Consider the following 493-nt stretch of genomic DNA (forward strand, 5'->3'; position numbering starts at 1 on the left):
GAGGTATCTTCAGCTGAAGATAACACGCAGCTCTATTACGCAATTAAACAAAGTGACTATAATGTACTTGCTAAAGCATTAAATTGGGAAAAACTCACGGTAAATAAGAATGAATCTTATATTCTTATGAAAGCCTTAGATGATCAAGTTATTGGAACACTTCACAATGAAGAAAAGAAAAATACTCTTACACTTACTCAAAACAATTTACAACTACAAGTGAAAGAATATAAAAGTTATAGCCCATTCCCAAACAGCTTAATATACCAATTACTCATACTATCTGATGAAAATGTAGAATCCTTATCCACAGTTTCCAAACAAATGAGTGTATATAACTTCAAAGTTACAGATTGGGAAAAAGCACATAATATCGGTTCATCGTTTATAACAAAAATTGATAACGATAATGCAGCAATTCAAGCAGAGCATCCACCTTTCCATGCAAGTGAAGCGAGCGATTCCCTATATAAGACAAAACTAAATGTCGCTT

1 pseudogene is annotated in these 493 nt (G+C 32.7%); it reads left to right on the forward strand.

The window, feature by feature from the left end:
- Positions 1-493, forward strand: a pseudogene (locus tag SB717_RS33580) (ABC transporter permease); the annotation flags it as partial.

The sequence above is a fragment of the Priestia sp. SIMBA_032 genome (assembly GCF_046535215.1).
GTDB classification, from domain to species: domain Bacteria; phylum Bacillota; class Bacilli; order Bacillales; family Bacillaceae_H; genus Priestia; species Priestia aryabhattai.